At 47.1% G+C, this 21145-nt stretch carries 21 protein-coding genes; 2 read left to right on the top strand and 19 right to left on the bottom strand.

Going from position 1 to position 21145, the window contains the following annotated elements; all coding sequences use genetic code 11:
* Positions 1 to 216 precede the first annotated feature (216 nt).
* Complete coding sequence (locus tag MJ595_RS15415; protein ID WP_263078854.1) at positions 217 to 1785, top strand: GGDEF domain-containing protein; 1569 nt, start codon at positions 217 to 219, stop codon at positions 1783 to 1785.
* A 47-nt stretch (positions 1786 to 1832) separates the two neighbouring features.
* Positions 1833 to 3740 (top strand): hypothetical protein, encoded by a 1908-nt coding sequence (locus tag MJ595_RS15410; RefSeq protein WP_263078853.1) that lies wholly within the window; start codon positions 1833 to 1835, stop codon positions 3738 to 3740.
* A 3-nt stretch (positions 3741 to 3743) separates the two neighbouring features.
* Here the strand turns inward: MJ595_RS15410 and MJ595_RS15405 are convergent, their stop codons facing one another.
* From MJ595_RS15405 to iscU, 19 genes are all read right to left on the bottom strand, one after another.
* Positions 3744 to 5171: a hypothetical protein gene (locus MJ595_RS15405; RefSeq protein WP_263078851.1), complete on the bottom strand. Its 1428-nt coding sequence runs from the start codon at positions 5169 to 5171 to the stop codon at positions 3744 to 3746.
* Between the two features lie 49 nt (positions 5172 to 5220).
* Positions 5221 to 5874, bottom strand: a complete 654-nt coding sequence (locus tag MJ595_RS15400; RefSeq protein ID WP_263322427.1) for an IS630 family transposase — start codon at positions 5872 to 5874, stop codon at positions 5221 to 5223.
* Entirely contained in the window at positions 5796 to 6269 is a 474-nt protein-coding gene (locus MJ595_RS15395; RefSeq protein WP_263078037.1) for a helix-turn-helix domain-containing protein, read from the bottom strand. Before MJ595_RS15395 ends, MJ595_RS15400 begins: the two co-directional genes overlap by 79 nt.
* A 141-nt stretch (positions 6270 to 6410) precedes the next feature.
* Positions 6411 to 6932, bottom strand: a complete 522-nt coding sequence (locus MJ595_RS15390; RefSeq protein WP_263078850.1) for a hypothetical protein — start codon at positions 6930 to 6932, stop codon at positions 6411 to 6413.
* 260 nt (positions 6933 to 7192) lie between these two features.
* The gene (gene der, locus MJ595_RS15385; RefSeq protein WP_263078849.1) at positions 7193 to 8611 is read right to left on the bottom strand and encodes a ribosome biogenesis GTPase Der; all 1419 of its coding nucleotides are present in this window, start codon (positions 8609 to 8611) and stop codon (positions 7193 to 7195) included.
* A 159-nt stretch (positions 8612 to 8770) separates the two neighbouring features.
* A complete protein-coding gene (gene bamB, locus MJ595_RS15380; protein ID WP_263078847.1) occupies positions 8771 to 9928 on the bottom strand; it encodes an outer membrane protein assembly factor BamB in 1158 nt (385 codons plus the stop codon).
* A gap of 4 nt (positions 9929 to 9932) precedes the next feature.
* Positions 9933 to 10607 (bottom strand): tetratricopeptide repeat protein, encoded by a 675-nt coding sequence (locus tag MJ595_RS15375; RefSeq protein ID WP_263078846.1) that lies wholly within the window; start codon positions 10605 to 10607, stop codon positions 9933 to 9935.
* Between the two features lie 3 nt (positions 10608 to 10610).
* Positions 10611 to 11888 carry a histidine--tRNA ligase gene (gene hisS, locus MJ595_RS15370; RefSeq protein ID WP_263078844.1) on the bottom strand — a complete coding sequence of 426 codons (1278 nt, stop codon included), beginning with the start codon at positions 11886 to 11888 and terminating at the stop codon, positions 10611 to 10613.
* A gap of 367 nt (positions 11889 to 12255) precedes the next feature.
* Positions 12256 to 13242 (bottom strand): AAA family ATPase, encoded by a 987-nt coding sequence (locus tag MJ595_RS15365; protein ID WP_263078842.1) that lies wholly within the window; start codon positions 13240 to 13242, stop codon positions 12256 to 12258.
* 280 nt (positions 13243 to 13522) lie between these two features.
* Positions 13523 to 14488 (bottom strand): DUF4115 domain-containing protein, encoded by a 966-nt coding sequence (locus MJ595_RS15360; RefSeq protein WP_263078841.1) that lies wholly within the window; start codon positions 14486 to 14488, stop codon positions 13523 to 13525.
* Positions 14481 to 15239, bottom strand: a complete 759-nt coding sequence (gene pilW / locus MJ595_RS15355) for a type IV pilus biogenesis/stability protein PilW (protein ID WP_263078840.1) — start codon at positions 15237 to 15239, stop codon at positions 14481 to 14483. Before pilW ends, MJ595_RS15360 begins: the two co-directional genes overlap by 8 nt.
* Before the next feature lie 19 nt (positions 15240 to 15258).
* A complete protein-coding gene (gene rlmN, locus MJ595_RS15350; RefSeq protein ID WP_263078839.1) occupies positions 15259 to 16416 on the bottom strand; it encodes a 23S rRNA (adenine(2503)-C(2))-methyltransferase RlmN in 1158 nt (385 codons plus the stop codon).
* 57 nt (positions 16417 to 16473) lie between these two features.
* Positions 16474 to 16905: a nucleoside-diphosphate kinase gene (gene ndk / locus MJ595_RS15345; protein WP_263078838.1), complete on the bottom strand. Its 432-nt coding sequence runs from the start codon at positions 16903 to 16905 to the stop codon at positions 16474 to 16476.
* 182 nt (positions 16906 to 17087) lie between these two features.
* Positions 17088 to 17288 carry a Fe-S cluster assembly protein IscX gene (gene iscX, locus MJ595_RS15340; RefSeq protein WP_263078837.1) on the bottom strand — a complete coding sequence of 67 codons (201 nt, stop codon included), beginning with the start codon at positions 17286 to 17288 and terminating at the stop codon, positions 17088 to 17090.
* Between the two features lie 16 nt (positions 17289 to 17304).
* A complete protein-coding gene (gene fdx, locus MJ595_RS15335) occupies positions 17305 to 17643 on the bottom strand; it encodes an ISC system 2Fe-2S type ferredoxin (protein WP_263078836.1) in 339 nt (112 codons plus the stop codon).
* A 2-nt stretch (positions 17644 to 17645) separates the two neighbouring features.
* Positions 17646 to 19523: a Fe-S protein assembly chaperone HscA gene (gene hscA, locus MJ595_RS15330; RefSeq protein WP_263078835.1), complete on the bottom strand. Its 1878-nt coding sequence runs from the start codon at positions 19521 to 19523 to the stop codon at positions 17646 to 17648.
* Between the two features lie 107 nt (positions 19524 to 19630).
* On the bottom strand, positions 19631 to 20167 hold the full coding sequence (hscB, locus tag MJ595_RS15325; protein WP_263078833.1) for a Fe-S protein assembly co-chaperone HscB: 537 nt from the start codon (positions 20165 to 20167) through the stop codon (positions 19631 to 19633).
* Positions 20168 to 20362: 195 nt separating this feature from the next.
* Positions 20363 to 20686 carry an iron-sulfur cluster assembly protein IscA gene (gene iscA, locus MJ595_RS15320; RefSeq protein ID WP_263078832.1) on the bottom strand — a complete coding sequence of 108 codons (324 nt, stop codon included), beginning with the start codon at positions 20684 to 20686 and terminating at the stop codon, positions 20363 to 20365.
* 39 nt (positions 20687 to 20725) lie between these two features.
* Positions 20726 to 21124, bottom strand: a complete 399-nt coding sequence (iscU, locus tag MJ595_RS15315; RefSeq protein ID WP_263078831.1) for a Fe-S cluster assembly scaffold IscU — start codon at positions 21122 to 21124, stop codon at positions 20726 to 20728.
* Positions 21125 to 21145 lie beyond the last annotated feature (21 nt).

Raw genomic sequence — 21145 nt, 5'->3', positions numbered from 1 at the left:
GGAATGCTACACCACTCATTCTCTATACCCTATTCAATTGCAAGATTATTTATGCCAAAATCAAGAAGAATAATTCCAAGCTTGTGCCCAATAATCAATCAGTCAGGACTTTCGCTTAAGGGACTATTGATTTTTTTCAATGGTAAAAAGCAGCATTTTCTATTTGCATCAAGACGTTAGTGGAGCACAAAACCTACATCATAGGGGGGCCGCGCCTTGCAGGCTGCACTATTCACTCTTCTGGCCTTCGCTGTGGCCCGCTCTATCATTACAAAAAGTACAGCCTGGCTATTATTAATGGCTCATCTTGGCTCTGTGAGTCTTCTAATGACAAGCCATAAGATTGTATTAAACAGCTGGTCACTACCTATTGAAGGAGACTATTGGCTTGTTCTGACTAAAACCATTGTCGCTGTTTCAGTTCTGGCCTGTTACCGGCAACTCTCCCGCCTGCCTGCCATTGCCCCAGCCATGGACAAAATCATAATTTTCGGCTGCATTTTAGCTATTGGACTCATTATCGAACCTATTATTTATCCTCTGCAGCGGGAAACACTGGTTGATATAAGCCAACTCACGCTCTTATTCACAATAGCTACCCTGACTGCCACTATTAGCTACCATCTATACAGAAAAACCATTACCACTCCCTCTTTATTTATCAGTGCATTACTCTCCGCTACCCTCCTTTCTTTCCTATTGCTGTCAGAAAGCAATCATTATCACATTCCTCTGCTGGTTCAGGCGGTTCTGCTAAGCGTATTGTATTGGCATTTTAATCAATCAAGTCATCAGAAAATAACCACCCTAGCTATTAACAAAACAGTTCCAGCAAGGAGACCCATCTTTGAGGCTGCCTTGAGAGAACATTTGCAGAAACCACAGACCCCTCTTAAAACAGAAGATATACCTGAGCGGGTATTATCAACATTTAAGGCAGTATTACCCCATATCCCAGCCAATATTATTTCCTATAAAGATAAAGAGTGCTTGTTTCCAAATTCAACCACTTTCCCTACCGATGATTTAATAAACGACTTACCTGGTATCCGACAAGAGATGTTTAAAGTGATTGAGTTGAACCAGGAGGCTGAAATCACAGTAAAAGATAATAAAGGCCAAAAAACATTCTGGCTTTTTCCCCTAGATGTTACAGAGGATGAGCAAATACTATTAATCCTCACACCAGGCAATACCCATTCTTATGACCAGCAGTGGCAGACAGCCTGCGACCTGGCAAGTCACGCAAGAACGCTTTACTACGCCAGCAAGCAATCGCGCTTTTGGGAAAAACAGGCAAGCCTTGATCCATTGACGGGGTTATTGAATCGCAAGGCTTTTTTTCACCAGGCCAATCACTTATTTCAGGAAGAGTGTGCGGAAAAACCACCGGAATGTAGCCTGCTATTTCTTGATGTGGACAACTTTAAACAATTGAATGATACCTATGGCCATCAGGCAGGCGATGATTTCTTGATTGAGATGGCAAAACTCTGTCGTCATAAACTAAGACAGCAGGATATGATTTGCCGATATGGAGGAGAAGAATTTGTTGTCCTCCTGCCAGGTACAACCCCTCAGCAAGGGTGGAAGGTTGCAGAGCGACTTCGACAGTCTGTGCAACAACATCTATTTACTGCCAATGGCCTTTCATGCACTGTTAGCATAGGAATCTCAAGCTACAACAGTGAAAATACCCGTTTGGAAAAATCACTCCAGGACGCTGATCGGGCACTTTACCAATCCAAGGCCCAGGGTAAGAACTGTATTTCTTTTACCGCATAGAATCAACGTGTAATCTGTAGCACCATCGCCTTTCCAGGAACTACTACATGCCTCATCTGTTCGGTATATCCAGAAAAAAACAGGAATCGGACGACCTGAAGCTTGAGGAACGCGGGCTTCGCTGGCTGGAGAAAGTAGCCCGTGCTCCACATCAGGAGTCCTGGAGCGTCACTATTATCCAGTATGCCTGGACCGCAGGACCGGTTTCTTTATTGGCTGCCGCCGGGGGTTGGTACCTTAGCTACGGTACCAGTATGCCCACAGAAAAAGCACTTTACTTTGTTGGCTATTCCATTATTGCCATCATTCTTGGATTAATTACCAAACTTACCTATAACATGACCCATGGCCGCAAGCTGGAGAAAGATCGCACTAGCCTGCTGGACACTATCGACCGAATCCCCGAAATCATCTACATTGTCAGGGACCTCGTGCAAAGAAACCTGTCAGAAGAGTCAAGGCGGATTCACTCAGCTGGCATACTACTGCGCAAACTGGATCTCGGCCCGGAGTGGGTGGCAACGGCCATCGAAGACCTGACGGGTGATAAAGAACTGGCAAAACAGGCTGAAAAAATTGAAATTTTCCGGCGGGCCGGGTTATACAACCGCATGCGAGATGTTGTCGAAAATGCTAAAAAAAGAACTGAAGACGCCTATCAACAGTTAAAGGAGCATCACCCAAGAACTGCTGAAGCCATGCGACAAAGGATGAATGGTATAGTAACCACTCCTCACCATGGCCAAAAACGTGAAACACTGTTTATTGAACGAATACTGACTGCTATTGAACAGGATAACGAAGAGTTAATGACACTTCACGATGTGGAGGAGATGCTCACCCTCTGCTTTGAACTTATTTGCGGCCGGGAGATTGCCTATCTGAAAATTGAATACACCGGTCACTGGGACCTGGCAAAAGCACTGGATAAACTGGAAGAAGAACGAAATGATTATAGAATCAGCCGGGCACGGGTCTATTCAAGATTGAAGGCTCTAACCAACTACCTTAATAATACCGGCATTAACACCCAGATTGTCTCTGCCCAGGGGATCAGCGCCAATAAACTACTCTCCACCACTGTTTCCGCAATGGATGAACTCAGTAGACAGGTACGCGACGCACGACAGCTGACATCTCGTACAGACAAACATACCATGGCTCTGAATATTAAAGCGCAGCAGCTTGATAAAGCACTCCAGCTTTATAATGAAAGCCATCGCGCTTATCTAAAGCAGGGTCGTGACAGCCAAAGGCTAAAACGTGCCCTGAAGCAGTGGCAATCCCGTTCCAACACCCTTCAAAGCAAGCAAAATGAAAGCCTGAAGCGAAGTCTCACTATCTCTGAACAAATTATTTCACTCGATGACGAAGCCAGAGTTGCTGTAGCACGTCGCCTGAATCGTTTTTTGGAGGAGTCTCGACTCAGGCGCGATAGCCTCAGACAGGATGACCCCCTTCCTATTGCAGAGAAAGATCTAACAGCAACCCGGGCCCGTGAAGTGGCCATTGAAGTGTCCACTATTCTTGATCCCTATATCGAGCTCCATGACCCCCAGATCCAGCGTGCCATTGAAAATGCCAATGCATCCAGTCTCGCCTCTCTTGAACCGGGGATGAGCGCTAAAACCAAGGCGGCCCTGGGGGAAGCCATGGCCAGCGCAGTAGAAAAAAATCTGGCGGCCAGTGCCGAAAGGCTGGCTCAAAACCTGATTCGTTATTATCGCGTTCCTTTAAGTGAAAAAACCATTCATTTTCTCACCCAAACCTACAATGCCAGCCGGGAACGCCTGGAGTTCATTGCACAGTACGAAACCCCATTGAGTGCCAATTACTCCCTGGACAACGTTTCTCTTATTGAAGTCCCTCCAGCCAAAAATAGCTGGCAAATTGATTTATACAATGCTCGCCGATTGATAAGCCGATACAACATAAAGGGTGCATTTAATTCATAGTCTTTAAAAGGTGGAATCCAGTTTCTGAAGACCAAATAAAAAGAGACAGCCAAATTCATCAGGAGGGTAAATAAAATCATGCGAATGTCTACCATCGGCATAGTTCACATCAATCAGCAAATGGGTGCTATTAGGGCTAAACTGAGCAAATTTAACTTTACCTTCCATGGTGCTTTCATAGGTATCCCAACCACCCATTTCTCTTTCATAATAATGTAAGTCTCTTCTCTTTCCATTAACTATAAAACGAGTAGTCTCTTCAACCCATTTTATTGTTGGTAGTTTTTTCTGCTCATCAGTAATATCACCCTGTGATTTAATTTCATCTGAATTAATTTTCATTCTGGCTCCAAAAATATCAGCCAATAATGAAGAACTAAGCTTTAATTGGGGTAATAATTTAACTGAAAAACTTTTCTCCACTGTTACACCATCACGTTTTCCATACAGCTGAACGACATCTTCACCACAAACCAATGCATAACATCCATCCGGACTGAATCCTGCTGCCGAAATATGCCCTTTGACCTCAAAAGTTTTCTCTATTTTCCACTGAACCCTATCATCAACTTTATCCCCCCTATAAATCATGGCTCGGAATTTTTTCTGAGAAACCTGTCCAGTAATCAAAATACATAACCCACCGGGACTAAACCTGACATCATTAATAAACTCCCACCCACTCATAATAGTCTCTTCCAGCTGCCAATATTCTTCATTGGTATCGTAGTGATATAAATGAATTACTGGATTCCATGTGGTACTGCTAACCACCACTATACGGGAGCCCTCGGGACTAAATTTTACGAAGCCATTAGGGCGGTTCAAATTAAATGTACGTTCCACTTCCCAGTGGCCGATATTGGTGTGCCTGTAAATAATTGCCTTGCAGTCTTTTACTCCTGCTGCACCTGTTGCGTGCTTGCCCTGAACCATAAGTAGCCGCGAACCATCAGGGCTGAATTCCAGTTGATGAATATCATACGCTGGCTCCAGATCATCTAATACTACGATAGTATATTCATGTTCCCAACTCACACCACTATCTCGAAAAATATCGATCAATACTCTCTTTGGTTTATCCTTTTTATCCAAACAACCCATCAACGCAAGGGCGTTATCATTACTAACCCTTGTAAGTTTATGGCAAATGGAAATATCCTCAACTATAGGTAATCTCTCTACCCAACGAGGAGAGGCTATATCTCCAGTATTAGAAAACGAGTACGTATCGATGACATTTTCTGACAGATTAGACTGTATAAATAAATGATGACCATCGGGGCTAAATTTCAGTTCGTCAAAACCTGATTTATTAAGTGAACTATCGCGGGGAAACGTTTGTTCTTCTATCCAGGGAAACGAGCTATTATCTTTTTTACAATACCGATAGGTCTTAATCTTTTCTGGATAAAATTCCTTTACAGCCATATGTAATCCACTATCGCTATAAGTAGTGTATAGATTGCTTTCGAATAATTTAACCATCCAGTCGGACAGTATTAGAAAATGAGATCATATACTCCTCTCCAAATGAAAAAAGCACCCGTTCAACTTCTTTTTCAAATTCCGCAAAGCTCTTGATTGACAAGAGGTTGAGCCATTCATACTTTATTTTCCTCCACAGGATTTCAATCAGGTTGAGCTCAGGTGAATATGTTGGCAGAAAGCAGACCAGCAATTTCTTTTCAATCATCCAGTCATCAATTCTGGCACAAAACTTTTTGCTGGTGTGAATGCTGGCATTATCCACCATAACTACCGTGTAACGATCATTTGAGCTGTATTTTTCATCTGCCATTTTCTCTGCAAAGTCATCAAAGGCCGCAATCACCGTATCGCTATTCACTGAACCCACAACAGGATAATGAAATAGCTCACAGCTTCGGTTCATAAACCCCAGTACGTTGATGCGTTTACTTTTGACTGATGGTATTCTGAGCTGCTTTCCTTTTTCCTGCCAACCGTATGGCACACAAGGTTCCTGGGTAAAGCCGGACTCATCAAAATAAAATAAATTGATTAACCCTTTGCTCTCGGCTTCCTGGGCATCTTTCAGAGCAGTTTTACAGTCATGGAATTGCTCTTCGTCCCGTTTATGTTTGCATGATTTACGGAGTCTTTTGTAAACCAGCCCTGCTTTTTTACAATGTTTGCCAGAGTAATTTTTGATGAAGATTTACCGGTTTCATCCTCGATCTTGGATTTGACATACGATAAGCGACGAGGCTCTTCAGCCACTAATTCTTTTATGCGTTGCACTTCGGATTCGTCATATATGCACGGCCTACCGCCACCATGCCCCTTGTACAAGGCACGAATACCATATTCTTCCCAATCATCAATCCACTGAGAAGCAGTTTGATATCTAATTTCAAGTATTTCGGCAATTTGCTCAAGGGTAAAGCCACGATTGCTCAATAAAAGGCTATGGGCTCTTTCCCTTATACATCTCAGAGGTCCGTAGTGTTTGGCGAATTTCAAAGTTAATAAAACAGCTTCATCAGTGATTGTAGTGACGTACTTCATAGGGAGAGGGATTTAAAGACCAGTACTCTCTTTATAATAGAGTAAATGTATCATTCAATAGCTATCTGATCGTTAGATCAAGAAGTAGATTTCTCGTACTGGCCGAACATCCAGTTTATTTGAAACCAAACTATGACCTACTTAGACTACATGATCCCAATTGATCTCTGGAGGAATTCCCTGAAGTTTTTCACATGCGGTTATTTTACACTGACACGCTTTTGCTATTGCATCACTTTCATAAGCTCGCTTAAAAGCTTTTGAATTATCCATATACAATAAATACAGGGTGTTATCAGCGCCAACATATTGAAACATTCCACTCCCCCTGCGATTCCAAAATGATCGATCCTTAGTGGATGAAATATATTGCAGTTCTGCAACCTGCGGCTGCTCTTTAGAGCTTGCATTGTCTTCAATACCGCTGTTTTTAAAAAGGAGTATCCTGGGCTTTTCACGAAGTTTTTCCATAGCAAAAGCTCTGCTTTCAGTGCAATCAACTCTGCTCTTCCACAACACTTTCGTCTCTACTTCACTGCCCCAAGGATAGTTTTTCCCCGCATAAGCCTGACGAACGGCAAAAAATATAACAGTACAAAATAACAACAGAAAAAGATAACCTGCCCTGCCTCTTTCAAATAACTGCCGATGCTGCTTTATCATGTCCAAGCAACTTATTAACCCGTTAATCAACTACTATAGACAAAGAAGCTTCTGTTAGTTTATGGCAATTATTACTTCTTACCTCTCCAGTTATACCCGGAGGGCATAAAATCGGGTATTTACGGTAACTCTGCTAAACCACAGTACATTTAAAAACCAGATATGTGCATTTGGCTTATCCAGCGAAGCTGCTGCTAAACCGCGCCAGTCAAAGGATTAGAAAACATGCACTTTCTAAGTTGGCGCGGTTTAGCTGATAATTAGCGGTTTTTACTTTTCTTCTTGGCCTTTTTAACATGCTCCATCAGACGACGCTTTTTCTTTAGCTGTCGATCATTAAGCTTATTCTTTCGGCCTTCAAATGGATTTTCGCCGGAACGGAACTCCACCCGGATCGGAGTACCCATAATCTTCAACACCTTGCGATAGGTGTTTTCCAGATAACGCTTATAGGCATTAGGCACTGCGTCGGTCTGATTACCATGGATCACCAGGGTCGGTGGATTCATACCACCTGCATGGCAATAACGGAGCTTGATTCTTCGACCATGAACCAGGGGAGGCTGGTGCTCACTGATGGCATCTTCCAGGATTCGGGTTAACTGGTTAGTAGACAGCTTGCGGGTGGCACATTCATAAGCCTCTTCAATGGAATCGTATAAATGGCCAACACCCGTACCGTGTTTCGCAGAAATCATATGCAAACGGGCGAAGTTGATAAAGTTCAAGCGGCGGCTTAACTCTTCCTTAATCTGCTTTTTTTCATCCTCCTGCATACCATCCCATTTATTAATAGCCAGCACAACCGCACGACCTGATTCCAGCACAAAGCCAAGCAGATGAAGATCCTGGTCAACAATACCCTCACGGGCATCAAAAACCATAACCACCACATTGGCGTCTTCTATGGCCTGCAGGGTTTTGATCACAGAAAATTTTTCAATGGCTTCCTTGATTTTGCCACGGCGACGGACACCGGCCGTATCAATCAGGGTGTATTCCTGACCAAATCGCTCGTAAGGAATATAGACACTGTCCCGGGTGGTTCCCGCCTGGTCATAAACCACCACCCGATCCTCTCCCAGCAGGCGGTTAACCAGAGTGGACTTACCCACATTAGGGCGCCCGACAATACTGATTTTTATGCCCCGGGCATCAACGGCGTTCTCTTCCTCATCATCCGCTTCATGGGCAATGTCCTCCATGACATCATCAATCATATTGCGCACGCCACGGCCATGGACGGCAGCAATATGGTAGGCATTACCAACCCCCAGGGCGGCAAAATCCGTTTCAGCCTGATCCGCATCAAGATTATCCACCTTATTGAGAACCAGGTGGTACTGCTTGCCCTGTCGCCTTAAATGATCAGAAATCATTTCATCAGCAGCGGTCAAGCCAGCACGGGCATCCACCAAAAACAACACAATATCCGCTTCTTCAATAGCGGCCAGGGACTGCTCTGCCATGGCAAAGTCAATGCCTTCCTCATCGCCACTGATTCCTCCCGTATCAACGACGATATAAGGCTTGGCCCCCAGTTTGCCCTCACCATACTTACGGTCTCGCGTTAAGCCCGCAACATTGGCCACCAGAGCATCCCGGGAACGGGTCAAACGGTTAAACAAGGTGGATTTGCCAACATTGGGTCTGCCCACCAGAGCAATTACAGGAGTCATGATTTATCTACAACTAAACAACAAAAAACGGCAGTACAGCTATCTGTGGATCATCAAAACCATTGAATATTAAGAACAGCCACAAGATAGAGTAGGCATAAATAGAAAATCGGGCTGTGACCCAGGCCACAACCCGATCCAATCACTGATTTGGCTAGGCTAGCGTTTTTTCAACGCCATTAACTTACCATCAGCATTCAATACAAACAGCATATCATTATCTGCTACCGGCTGAGCCTTTATAGCAGAAGAGCCTGCTTTAAAGCGCCCCGCCAGGCTACCATCCACCTGGGAAAGCAGGTGCAGATAACCCTGATAGTCACCCACAACGACATAACTGCTAAAAGTGACGGGAGCGGTCAGAGCTCGGTATTCCAGGGACTCTTGCCGCCAGCTGGAAGCTCCGGTTCGCTGATCCAGCGAGCTGACGAAGCTATCCTGATCGGTAATATACAGAGAACCAAAACCTTCAGCCATTGCTTTGTAACTGGACATTTCCTTAGACCAGCGCACCCGGCCACTGTAGAGATCCAAAGCAACTACGTTGCCCTGGTAGCTCACAAGAAATACAGTATCCCCGACAATCAGCGGCGTGCTATCAATATCAACCATCCGCTCAAGTTCAGTACTGCCTTTGGGAATGGCAACCCTGGACGACCAGAGAGGCATGCCGTTTTCCATGCGAAATGCCTTGGCATCACCATTGGAGTAACCGCTAAAAACCGCTTCCCGTTCGATCACCGGCGCAGAAGAACCACGCAAGGTTAACGCCGGCTGTAGCGTATCCTGCTGCCACAGGGTTTTACCGGTTTTGGCATCAAGGGCTGTTAACTTATCGTCAATACTTTTAACAAGGACAAAAGAACCATCGGTGACCGGAGCCGATAAAATCTCACTGCTAACACGGGTTTTCCAGAGTTCACTGCCGTCCTTCTCATCAAGGGCGATAACTTCACCGTTCAGGGTTCCAAGAAGCACCTGGCCATAGCCAGCATTAACGCCACCCCCGACCCGAACCTCAAGTTTCCTGTTCCACAGCGGCTTTCCATCCTTACTGTTGAAGGCTGAGATAACACCGTCCGCATCAGTAACATAAACAGCCTCCCCGGAAACCACCGGAATAAGCTGCTCATACCGGCCATCAACCCCCTTGCCAATACTTCTGGACCAGACTTCAGTTAACTGAACAGCCTCTTCCTTGATAGTGGTCAGTGCCTTTGGCGTACGAACGACTTCATCATCCGAACTGAACAGGCTACATGCTGAAATACCTGAAACCAGGACTCCCAGCAATAGCACCCTGAAAAACCTTTCCATCCCTTTAGCCCTCTTGTGGCAGTGCCAGATCATCCAATTTCAGTTGCAGCAAAGGCCTTGGTCGCCCCTCAGCCTGACTGGAATCCAATGCCTTTTGGTAAGCTTCCTGAGCCTTTTTCTGCTGTCCAAGCGCCAGATAGGCATCGCCCCTGGCTGACTCCACACTGGCTACAAAAGACTTGTCCCCCGGTTTCAGGGAGCCAAGAATATCCAGCGCCTTTTGCGCTTTGCTGTCAGGCTGCGCAAGTAATACCCGGGCCAGGCGAATCCTGGTTAGCGCATTGACCTCAGGATCAGGCTTCTGTTCCAGAATCCAGTTCAGGGACTTTTCCGCCTTATCCAGCTCATTGTCCCTGACTTGCTGCTGTACCAGGAATAATGTCGCCATGGCCGCATAACGGCTGCCACTGTAATCCTTCTGAAGCGTATCAACCACATGGGTCATGGTTGATTCCTGTTCTTCACTCAGGTCACCACCCGCCACCTGACCCACCGTATCCAGCAGATTCTGGTATAGCTGGGAGGCAGCCACCGCATTTTCATACTGATTCTTTTGCCAGGCTTTATAACCAAAAACACCAACCAGGGTAATCAGCACACCGACGATGACAGGCTGCCCATACTCTTTCCACAGGCGTTTAAGTTGTTCTACCTGTTCTTCATCTGAATCGTAACTCACTGCTTACTCCTGAATACGTGTTTTCAGATAATCCACCAGCTCAGCTACAGCAACCTGACTCTGAGGTGTGTCATCCCTCAGGGACTTGACAGTAATCACGCCGGCGTCCAGTTCATCGTGACCAATGATCAGTGCATAGTGGGCACCACTACGATCGGCCCTCTTCATTTGACCTTTAAAGCCCCCGCCACTACAGTCTACCAGCATACGCAGCTCAGGCCAGCTATCCCGTATTTGCTCAACCAATGGCATCAATTTTTCCCCGGCCCCCATGGAAACCAGGGCAACATCCACTGATTGTGATACAGGAGCCGGTACCAGATCAAGGCTCTCCAGCATCAATACCAGTCTTTCAAGACCCATGGCAAAACCCACAGCCGGTGTTGCCTTGCCTCCTAGCAGTTCAACCAGCGCATCGTAACGCCCCCCGGCACAGACCGTGCCCTGGGCACCAAGGCTGTCAGTGACCCATTCAAACACGGTTCGGCTATAGTAATCCAGACCTCTCACCAGCCTTGGATTCACTTTATAGTTAATGCCTGCATCCTGAAGTCTCTGGCACAAGCCATCAAAGTGTTCCTTTGATTCTTCATCCAGGTAATCCTGAAGCACAGGCGCATCCGCTACAATTTTCCGGGTATTCTCATCCTTACTATCCAGAATACGGAGGGGGTTGATGGTCAGCCGCCTGCGGCTGTCTTCATCCAGCTCCGCTTCAAAACGGGATAGATAAGCAACCAGGTCAGTACGGTACTTCTGGCGTGCCTCAAGGGTGCCCAGAGTATTCAGCTCCAGTGTAACATGGGAAGCCAGGCCAAGCTCTTTCCAAAGCCGGGCGGTTAGCAGAATCAGCTCGGCATCAATATCAGGCCCTTTCATACCAAAGGCCTCAACACTGACCTGATGAAACTGCCGGTAACGTCCTTTTTGAGGACGCTCATGCCTGAACATAGGCCCCATGGTCCAGAGCCGCTGCACCTGATTAAACAGCAACCCGTGTTCTATACCGGCTCTCACACACCCCGCCGTAGCTTCAGGACGCAAAGACAGGCTATCGCCATTACGGTCCTGAAAGGTATACATTTCCTTTTCAACAATATCAGTACCCGCACCAATTCCACGGCTAAACACCGCCGATGACTCAACCGTGGGGGTTCTGATTTCACGGTAACAGTAAGCCGTCAGCAACGCCCTGACCTTATCTTCAAGGTAGCGCCAGGTGGGCGTTTGTTCTGGCAGAATATCATTCATTCCACGAATGGCCTGGAGTTGCTTAGCCAAGTTCAGAATTCCTCTAAATCCCTGTTAAATCATCCAGGCGGTGGTTTTATTGCAAAAAGCGATTGCCGCTCTGGAATAAGTCAGTAAAACGGCAAACTATACCTTGAGATGCGGTGATTACAAGGTTTTAGGTACGGAGAGAATTGGGAAGTTACTTCCGAACAGCTCTTTGGTCAGCAAAGCGGTTTATGACTGCTCCTCAAAGGCTTCTTGTTTCGCAGGCTACAGACTCTATAGCAACTATGCCGACACAGGGGGAGTAGAAGCACTGTGAACCAAAGACAGAATCTCTGTAAACGATCAATGAACCCCACCTTGATTCAGGTAGGATTTTGAGAACCTGTAAATAATTATATTTGTTATCCAGCTACAGCACCCGCAGCATTTTCTGGACAATCGGATCAAAATGCTGAGAAGATTTTTTCGCTGTGGTTATATGGGCACCATTCAATCCATCTCTTGATCTGCAGTCAAAAACAGGTTTCTTAGCTTCAAGGGAATACGGAACTAAACTATGAAGGTTTGGTATTTTTCCGATATTCCAATTGTCATCACCCCAATTATGAACTTGATTTAGAGGTCCAAGAACATCAATGATGTTTTCTCTAACGGCAGCTTCAATTCTACTTCCAAAGATAGACCAACCTCGCGTCATTCCTTCGGAATTTCTTCTCGCATTATGTTGCTGCATTACATAGCCAAGAAATGTTGGTTTCCCTTTCGGTAGGTCAATATTACTGGTTGATGCTGAGTTACACTGATCCCACTCACGGCGCCAGGTGGCTAGCTTTGCTCCAAGATTCTTTGTGCCTCTTATTGAGAACAAATCAGGAGACATTGGAACTATAAAGTAATCGCTTGCACCGAGTACAGCTCTGTTTAATGCTCCAAGGTTAGGTCCTAAATCAAGCATAACCACATCTGCTTCGACTTTTTCAGCCCCCCATTTTATGTATCGGTAAATAGCAGACTGAACTCTTAATGCCGGAGCATTACCACCTTTTGCGCTGCTCCATGTATCACCAAGTGAATCTTCATAATTACTAAGCAGAACATCACCAGGAACAATATGTAGTTTTGGATATTCTTTTCTGATTAAAGAAGGGCTTCTTTTTCGTATATCACCCAAACCTTCATAAACTTGCTCAATAGCATTCCATATACTGTTACCCCTTGGCTTCCAACTACGCTCTAAATCAGAATCTGATAACGAGTATGCTGATAAGTTGCACTGGCTGTCCAAGTCAACAATTAGGACAGATTTACCCCTCTTCTCAAGCAGGTGTGCTATGTGATACATATAGGTAGTTTTACCAACACCACCTTTATTGTTAAAAATACTTATTATCTTCATTAATACTCCATAGTTGAAGATTGATGCTAGTGCCGCCAAGCATTAAAGAACGCACTACCTCTGCTCATCCTGGCCTTGCCGAAGGGTGGGGCTAATGCACTTCGATAAACTTAATGCGAACGACATAGGAACTAATGCTTAGCTTTACTAAGCATCAACCAAGTAATATCGGATATTACACAATACCCAAGTATTATCCGGCAACATTTCTTATATCCGCAAGATATTGGGTATCCATAAAACGACAATTTATGCAAAAACACACCTTTGACCCACTCTCCTAACTCTGCTCGTAGGCATTCAACGTCAGCCTGGCCACCTTTTTCCCTTTTCTTAACTGTTGAGCCGACATATCAATGGTTTCACCGGCAAACTTAATCAGTTCCACCCCCGGCGCATTGCCCAGCCTGAGCTTGACGGAGCTGGGTGTTTCCAGATCCAGCTCACTGCCCGCTTTTTTCAAACCGGCCACCACTACATTACCCGACAGATCCTTCACCTCCATCCAGCAATCTTCCTTAAAGCGGATATAAAGGTGCGCGCGCTCTAGAGGGTGTTCACTGGCTTCAGAGCTGGCCACAACCTCCTCCACTTCAGTCACATCCTCATTCTCAGCCAGTGCCATCGAAGCTTCTGCGGATTCTTCAATAGGATCCTGGTCTTTTGTTTCAGCCGTGTTATCTGCGGTATCCGCAGAACCGGTTTCAGTGGAGCTGTGGGTTACTGACGACTCATCAGCGGCATCATCAGCAGAAACTTCTTCCTCTGCGTCCGCCTGAACCACAGCGACAGTGCTTTCTGACCAGGTTGAAAATAGCCTGTTCTCCTTACTGCCATTCCACCAGTAGTAGCTCAGAAAGGATATTAACAATACCGAAACAATCGTTGCTGCGTAGCGAAGTAATGAGGATGACCTTACCGTGGAACGCTCCAACTTCTGACCAAAACCCAGCCGGTCGCGAGAGACCGCAGGTGCTGAATCAACAACACTTGCCGCCAGTACCTCGGCATCCAAACCCAGCAACCGGGCATAGTTTTTTATATAACCACGGGCAAAAGCTATCGCAGGAAACTGTTTGAAGTCTCCCTTTTCCAAGGCCGCAACATAAGATTCCGTAATTTTAAGTTTACGAGCCACATCCTCGATAGAAAGACCCTTCTCTTCTCTGACCCGAGCCAGACAGTCCCAGGAAAAATCAGCATCCAATTGAACGTTTCCTGTACCTGTTTCTCTATCACTATTCATGCCTTACCAGGCTCCGATATGCTTGTAACTCCTTTGACCCCGGAAACAAACGCTCCAGTTGTAGGCCGTAACTGGCCGCTGCATTTTTGTCGCCATTGACACGTGCCAACTGAACGCCTAACCAAAGGCTTTGGGAGTTCTGACGTGCCTGCTTGGCAAACATCAGATAATGTGCCCATGCCTTGCCATAATCACCACTTTTATGCAGCACTGTCGCAAGTTCAAGGCGGGCACGGGGTAAATTACTGTTAAGTCTCAGGGACTTTTCAAAATGCGCCTGGGCAGAAACCAGGTTGCCTTGCTTATGGGCCACAACACCCATATTTTCATAAGCCCGGCTTCGCTTCTCATAATCAATGTTTTCTGCCGCTTTTGAAAATTCGCGATAGGCATCATCCAGTCGCCCCCGGGAAAACAAAAACGCACCGTAGTTGTTGCGAACTTCTGCTGCCCCGGAGTTATAGGATAGCGCTTTTTTAAAGGACTTTTCTGCCAGGCGTGTTTCCCCCTGCAGTTGGTAAACCAGCCCGAGCATACCATGGACGTCAGAGGAACGCGGCTCAATCTCCAGCGCTCGATTCAGGGGTTTCACGGCTTTCTCAATATAGCCTTCCTGAATATAACCCTTGGCAAGGTTCATATAATTATCAACGGCTTTGCCCTGCCCATTGGGCACCGATGGGGAGTGACTGATACAACCCACCAGTAAAATCGTTAAAGCATATACAACCAGGCCCTGTCTTGACCTCATTGGTAGCTCCTGCTAATGGCTATGCTGCCCCTTTTTTTATAGTCGGCACATCCTGAGTGGAATCCAGCTGCCTGGCCTCTATATAACGGGCACTTCGCCGGGTCCGGTCATTGACCTGACCCACCAGCTGACCACAGGCCGCATCAATGTCATCGCCCCGGGTTTTACGCACCGTTGTGTTATAGCCTGCCTGTGCAAGTAACTCCTGGAAGCGTCTGACCGCATTGTTACTGGGACGCTCATATCCGGAATAAGGGAATGGATTAAAGGGAATCAGATTAATTTTACACGGTGTATTTTTAAGCAGCCTGGCCATCTGCTTCGCATGCTCAGGCTGGTCATTGACTCCAGCCAGCAAGGTATACTCGATAGTGACCACCCGGCTTTTATCCGACAGCCCCCCCATATACTCTGCCGTGGCATCCAGAAGCTCTTCCAGAGGGTATTTCTTGTTAATGGGAACCAGCTTATCCCGCAGGGCATTATTCGGGGCATGAAGAGAAATCGCCAAAGAGGCATCCGTCACCGAGCCCAGTTTTCTCAGGGCAGGTACAACCCCCGATGTGCTGAGGGTGACACGACGTTTTGACAGGCCATAGCCCAGATCATCCATCATCAGGTTCATGGCATCCACGACATTATCAAAGTTAAGCAGTGGCTCTCCCATTCCCATCATCACCACATTGGTAATGGAACGATCCATTTTGGCAGGGACATTGCCAAAGTGTTTTGCCGCCACCCAAACCTGTCCAATAATTTCAGCCACCGTAAGGTCAGAGTTAAACCCTTGCTTACCTGTGGAACAAAAGCTGCAATCCAGCGCGCAACCCGCCTGGGACGACACGCATAAAGTACCTCGCTTGCCATCAGGGATATAAACGGTTTCTACACAGCTACCACTGGCAACCCTTATCACCCACTTACAGGTACCATCCTCGGAAAAGTGGCTGCTCACCACTTCAGGCCCCCGGATTTCAGCGATATCCTTTAAGCGTTCCCTTAAGGCCTTGCTGATATTACTCATCTCATCGAAGTCACCCACCCCGTTATGGTGAATCCACTTCAACATCTGCTGCGCCCTGAACTTTTTCTCGCCAATACTGACAAAAAAAGTCTCCATTTTTTCCCTGGACAAACCCAGCAGATTGGTTTTGGCGCTAACAGTCAATTTAGACATTCTATTACCTCGACACCGCCAGATACACTGGGTCGGCGGTATCTGGCAGCTCATCAATTAACGGGTTCTCGGACAAATGGCTGCCTGGTCAAAAAAGTAAGCCACTTCTCGCTCTGCTGACACGGGAGAATCAGAACCATGAACCGCATTTTCATCAATAGTACTGGCAAAATCAGCCCTGATCGTACCTTTATCCGCCTCCTGAGGGTTAGTCGCACCCATCAGTTCCCGGTGCCGGATAATGGCATTTTCCCCTTCAAGCACTGATACCACCACCGGACCTGATGTCATAAAGGCCACCAGACCGGAAAAGAAAGGACGCTCCCGGTGTTCTGCATAAAACCCCTCTGCCTCTTCCCTGGAAAGATGCATCATCCGGGTCGCAATAATCCTGAGTCCGGCCTTTTCAAAGCGCCCCATAATGTCACCAATTATATTCCGGGCAACAGCATCGGGCTTGATAATTGACAATGTACGTTCAACAGCCATTTATACTCTCCATCGTTGTCACTCCCCACCCGTAGACAAAGGAATGCTTTATCCACGGGTGGGAATTGTTCTTTTTATTAATAGCCAGGGGTGTTTACCCTCTATCAGATAGACAAACACCCCTTCATCACCGGATCAGAATACAACGCCTTACAAATTGTAAACGATCTCGCCCTCTGCTGTCAGTCAACCTCTTCAATCCAGGCCATTTGTATTGCTTCAAGCACTTTTTCGCCACAATGGCCCGGATCATCATCAAACCCTTCCAGGGCCAGAATCCAGTTTCTCAGATCAACAAAGTTGACATACCTTGGGTCTGTATCCGGGAAGGCCTCTGCCAGTTGAATCGCTATATCATAGACATCTATCCACTTCAGTCCCATGGTTGCTTTCCTCCCGTCAGTGCCGTTCAGACACCTGATTAATAGTGTATCTGGGGATTTCCACTACAAGATCTTCATCGCTAACAACAGCCTGGCAACTTAACCGCGACTCAGGCTCCAGGCCCCAGGCCTTATCCAGCATGTCCTCTTCCAGCTCATCGGCCTCACCAAGGCTTTCAAACCCTTCACGCACCACCACATGACAGGTAGTACAGGCACAGGATTTTTCACAGGCATGCTCAATATCAATGCCATGCTCAAGGGCGGCATCACAAACAGTGACTCCAGGCTCAACTTCAACCACCGCACCATCAGGACAGATTTCCTCATGGGGAAGAAATACGATTCGTGTCATCGTCAGGAGTTCTCCAAATCATCAATAGTGTGCCCGGAAAGTGCCTGCCGGATGCCCTGATTCATTCGACGCGCAGCAAATTCCTCACTGCCTTGACTGACCCGGTCAATCTCCAGGGCTATCGCCTCCGGATCACCGGATTGCCTGACCGTTCTCAGACTATCCAGATCGTTATTCAAGGCCAGCCTCTCATCCTCACTTAACAGAGCCTTGCCATCCTTTTCCAAAGCCACTGACAGTGCTTCAATAACCCTGTCAGCCTCCACCTCCTGTTCTTTCAGTCGGCGCTGATCAAGGTCCTCACCGGCATGATCATAGGAGTCCCGAATCATCCGGGCAATATCATCATCGTTTAACCCATAGGAGGGCTTCACCTGAATACTACTGCTGACGCCTGTTGACAGTTCTTTCGCAGACACATTCAGCAGTCCATCGGCATCTACCTGGAAAGTAACCCGGATTTTGGCTGAACCCGCAGGCAAGCCCGGAATACCTCGCAACTCAAACCGGGCAAGGGAGCGATTATCCTGAACCAGCTCACGCTCTCCCTGAAAGACATGAATAGCCATGGCGCTCTGGCCATCTTTGCAGGTGGTAAAATCCTGAGCCCGGCTAACAGGAATAGTGGTATTTCGATGAACCAGCTTTTCCATCAACCCCCCCATGGTTTCAAGCCCAAGGGACAGGGGAATCACATCCAGCAATAACATATCATCGCCGGAGCGGTTACCGGACAGTACATCGGCTTGAATAGCGGCACCAATGGCCACAACCCGATCCGGATCAATAGCGGTCAGCGGTTCCTTGCCAGCAAATTGCTCCACCTTTTCCCGGACTCGCAAGACCCGGGTAGAGCCACCCACCATGACCACTTCATTGATGTCTTTGGTTTTTACCCCGGCATCACGGAGGGTTCGCTTAAACGTTCGAATGGTTCGATTAACCAGAGAATCAATAATTTCATTGAATTGTCGTCGATTAATCTTGCCTGACCACTGCCTAAAACGGATATCCACAGAATCCTTCTCCGTCAGGGACTCTTTCACTGTTCGGGCAAGCATCAGCACTTCACGTAACACAGAGTTATTCAGGTGCCCTTCGTCCAATTGCACCTGCTGCAATATCCAGTGTGCCAGGGCTTTATCAAAATCATCCCCCCCCAGGGCAGTATCCCCCCCTGTGGCCAAGACCTGAAAAACCCCCTGTTCCATTCGAAGAATGGAGATGTCAAAGGTTCCCCCGCCAAGGTCGTAAACCGCAATCACACCTTCTGCCGCCTCTTCCGGGCAGTGATCCAGGCCATAGGCGACAGCCGCCGCTGTTGGCTCATTCAGCAGGCGATAGACATTGACCCCCGCCAGCTTTGCCGCATCTTTGGTGGCCTGCCGCTGGGCATCATCAAAGTAAGCCGGAACCGTAATAACAGCCCCGTCCAGTGCGCCCTCCAGAGAATCCTCTGCCCGTTTCACCAGGGCTTTCAAAATCTCGGAAGAGACTTCTACCGGACTCACGAAACCTGCCACGGTTTCAATATAGGGCATGGCACTTGATGACTCAGAAAAACGATAGGGCATAAGGCCTCCCATCGTTTCCACATCCTGAATTCCGCGTCCCATTAAACGTTTGACGGATACAATCGTATTAAGAGGGTCCTGGCTAATATGCTGGCATGCCGCCTTCCCTACTACCAGTCCCTCTTTTCCATACCGGACAACGGAGGGTAATAAGTGTTCCCCCTGTTCATCCTCAAGGGTTATAGCTGAACCTGACCTGACACTGGCCACAAGAGAGTTTGTGGTTCCCAGGTCAATACCCACCGCTTTTTTCCGCTGATGGGGAACAGGGCTTTGCCCCGGCTCAGAAATCTGCAGTAATGCCATCTCTGCCTCTTGGTCTATGGGGAGAAAATTGAACCAGAACTCTTTAAAAAAGTAGAGAAACCTGCCATAAAAACTTCGTGCCCGCTAGGGGCTGTTGATAGCCCGGCTCAATCCAGTAGCTCAGACTCCAGCTGTTCCAGCTCAGCAGCCACCTTTACCATGAACTGCATCTTCTGCACAACTGTTTCGGCCTGCTTCAGATGCTCGGATTGCCCCTGAACCCAAAGACGCTCAAACTCTTCAGAAAGTTCATCAAGGGAATCCTCCACTGCATTTATCAACCGATCAATGCCTGCTTCTGGATCAGGCAGCCCTCGCAATTCTGCCATCTGCTCTCTTAAGGCCATCTGCTCCATAAGAAACTCCGGATCCATAACGGTGTTCTGCTCCATATCCACAGAGAGGCCCGCCAGGTTCAGCAGATAAATAAATCGCTTCAGGGGTAATTTCAGAGTATCAAACGCTTCATTCACGTAAGCGGCATACTGGACAGATAGACGCTGTTGCCGATGGGCATCACCGGCAAAGCGATCCGGATGAACGGTTTTCTGTAGCTCCCGGTATTTCAGGGCCAGCTTACCATGATCCAGTTGGCATGAAACCGGTAATTGAAAAAGCTCGAAATAGTTTTGCGTAATATCCACTCTGAATCTACTTAAGTAAACAGATGAAGAAAAACCCGGGCAGATAGCTGCCAGTTCATATCGACAGCTGTCTGCTCGGGCCTGGAAACAGTTTTAGAGGGTTTGAACAACAATCACAAATAAAAGAGACTATTAAAATCCCGTTTATCGCAACCGCAGTAATGCGACGATATAGATTGCTTTCTCTGTGTCAGATCAAACGTTGAAACTTTCGCCGCAACCACATTCACTGGCAACATTGGGATTATTAAACTGAAATCCTTCGTTAAGGCCTTCCTTAACAAAATCCAGCTCGGTGCCATCCATATAGACAAGACTCTTTGGATCAATAAAAACCTTGACGCCAAAGTTCTCAAATACCGTATCACTCTCAAGCTGCTCATCAACAAATTCCAGCACATAAGCCATGCCTGAACACCCGGACGTTTTAACACCCAGGCGGATGCCTCTACCTCTTCCCCGCTTGTCAAGCTGCTTTTTGATATGCCTGGCGGCCGCCTCAGTCATGGTTATTGCCATGCACTACTCCAACATCTGAATCCATTATTCCATTGACGATCAGGCCTGGTCGTCTGTCGAATCCTGCTTCTTTCGATAATCGTCAATAGCCGCCTTGATCGCATCTTCCGCCAACAGTGAGCAGTGGATTTTAACCGGGGGAAGTGCCAGCTCTTCAGCAATATCGGTATTTCGGATACTGGAAGCCTCATCAAGGGTTTTCCCTTTCATCCACTCAGTAGCCAATGAGCTGGAAGCAATGGCCGAGCCGCACCCATAGGTCTTAAAACGGGCATCCTCTATAACGCCCTGCTCACTGACCTGAATTTGCAGGCGCATAACATCACCGCAAGCGGGGGCTCCAACCATACCCGTACCCACTGAAGATGAGTTTTGATCCAGTTTGCCAACATTACGCGGATTTTCGTAATGATCAATCACTTTTTCACTATATGCCATTGTAATCTCCTCCAAGGCCTA

Origin of the sequence: Endozoicomonas sp. Mp262 (genome assembly GCF_025643335.1) — a bacterium.
Taxonomy (GTDB): domain Bacteria; phylum Pseudomonadota; class Gammaproteobacteria; order Pseudomonadales; family Endozoicomonadaceae; genus Endonucleibacter.
This window is presented reverse-complemented; position numbering and strand designations above follow the sequence as displayed.

Coding starts and splice junctions, on each gene's coding strand:
- MJ595_RS15410 (WP_263078853.1), top strand. CDS start 1,833: ATGCCTCATCTGTTCGGTATATCCAGAAAAAAACAGGAATCGGACGAC.
- MJ595_RS15405 (WP_263078851.1), bottom strand. CDS start 5,171: ATGGCTGTAAAGGAATTTTATCCAGAAAAGATTAAGACCTATCGGTAT.
- MJ595_RS15395 (WP_263078037.1), bottom strand. CDS start 6,269: ATGAAGTACGTCACTACAATCACTGATGAAGCTGTTTTATTAACTTTG.
- MJ595_RS15390 (WP_263078850.1), bottom strand. CDS start 6,932: ATGATAAAGCAGCATCGGCAGTTATTTGAAAGAGGCAGGGCAGGTTAT.
- der (WP_263078849.1), bottom strand. CDS start 8,611: ATGACTCCTGTAATTGCTCTGGTGGGCAGACCCAATGTTGGCAAATCC.
- bamB (WP_263078847.1), bottom strand. CDS start 9,928: ATGGAAAGGTTTTTCAGGGTGCTATTGCTGGGAGTCCTGGTTTCAGGT.
- MJ595_RS15365 (WP_263078842.1), bottom strand. CDS start 13,242: ATGAAGATAATAAGTATTTTTAACAATAAAGGTGGTGTTGGTAAAACT.
- MJ595_RS15360 (WP_263078841.1), bottom strand. CDS start 14,488: ATGAATAGTGATAGAGAAACAGGTACAGGAAACGTTCAATTGGATGCT.
- pilW (WP_263078840.1), bottom strand. CDS start 15,239: ATGAGGTCAAGACAGGGCCTGGTTGTATATGCTTTAACGATTTTACTG.
- rlmN (WP_263078839.1), bottom strand. CDS start 16,416: ATGTCTAAATTGACTGTTAGCGCCAAAACCAATCTGCTGGGTTTGTCC.
- ndk (WP_263078838.1), bottom strand. CDS start 16,905: ATGGCTGTTGAACGTACATTGTCAATTATCAAGCCCGATGCTGTTGCC.
- iscX (WP_263078837.1), bottom strand. CDS start 17,288: ATGGGACTGAAGTGGATAGATGTCTATGATATAGCGATTCAACTGGCA.
- fdx (WP_263078836.1), bottom strand. CDS start 17,643: ATGACACGAATCGTATTTCTTCCCCATGAGGAAATCTGTCCTGATGGT.
- hscA (WP_263078835.1), bottom strand. CDS start 19,523: ATGGCATTACTGCAGATTTCTGAGCCGGGGCAAAGCCCTGTTCCCCAT.
- iscA (WP_263078832.1), bottom strand. CDS start 20,686: ATGGCAATAACCATGACTGAGGCGGCCGCCAGGCATATCAAAAAGCAG.
- iscU (WP_263078831.1), bottom strand. CDS start 21,124: ATGGCATATAGTGAAAAAGTGATTGATCATTACGAAAATCCGCGTAAT.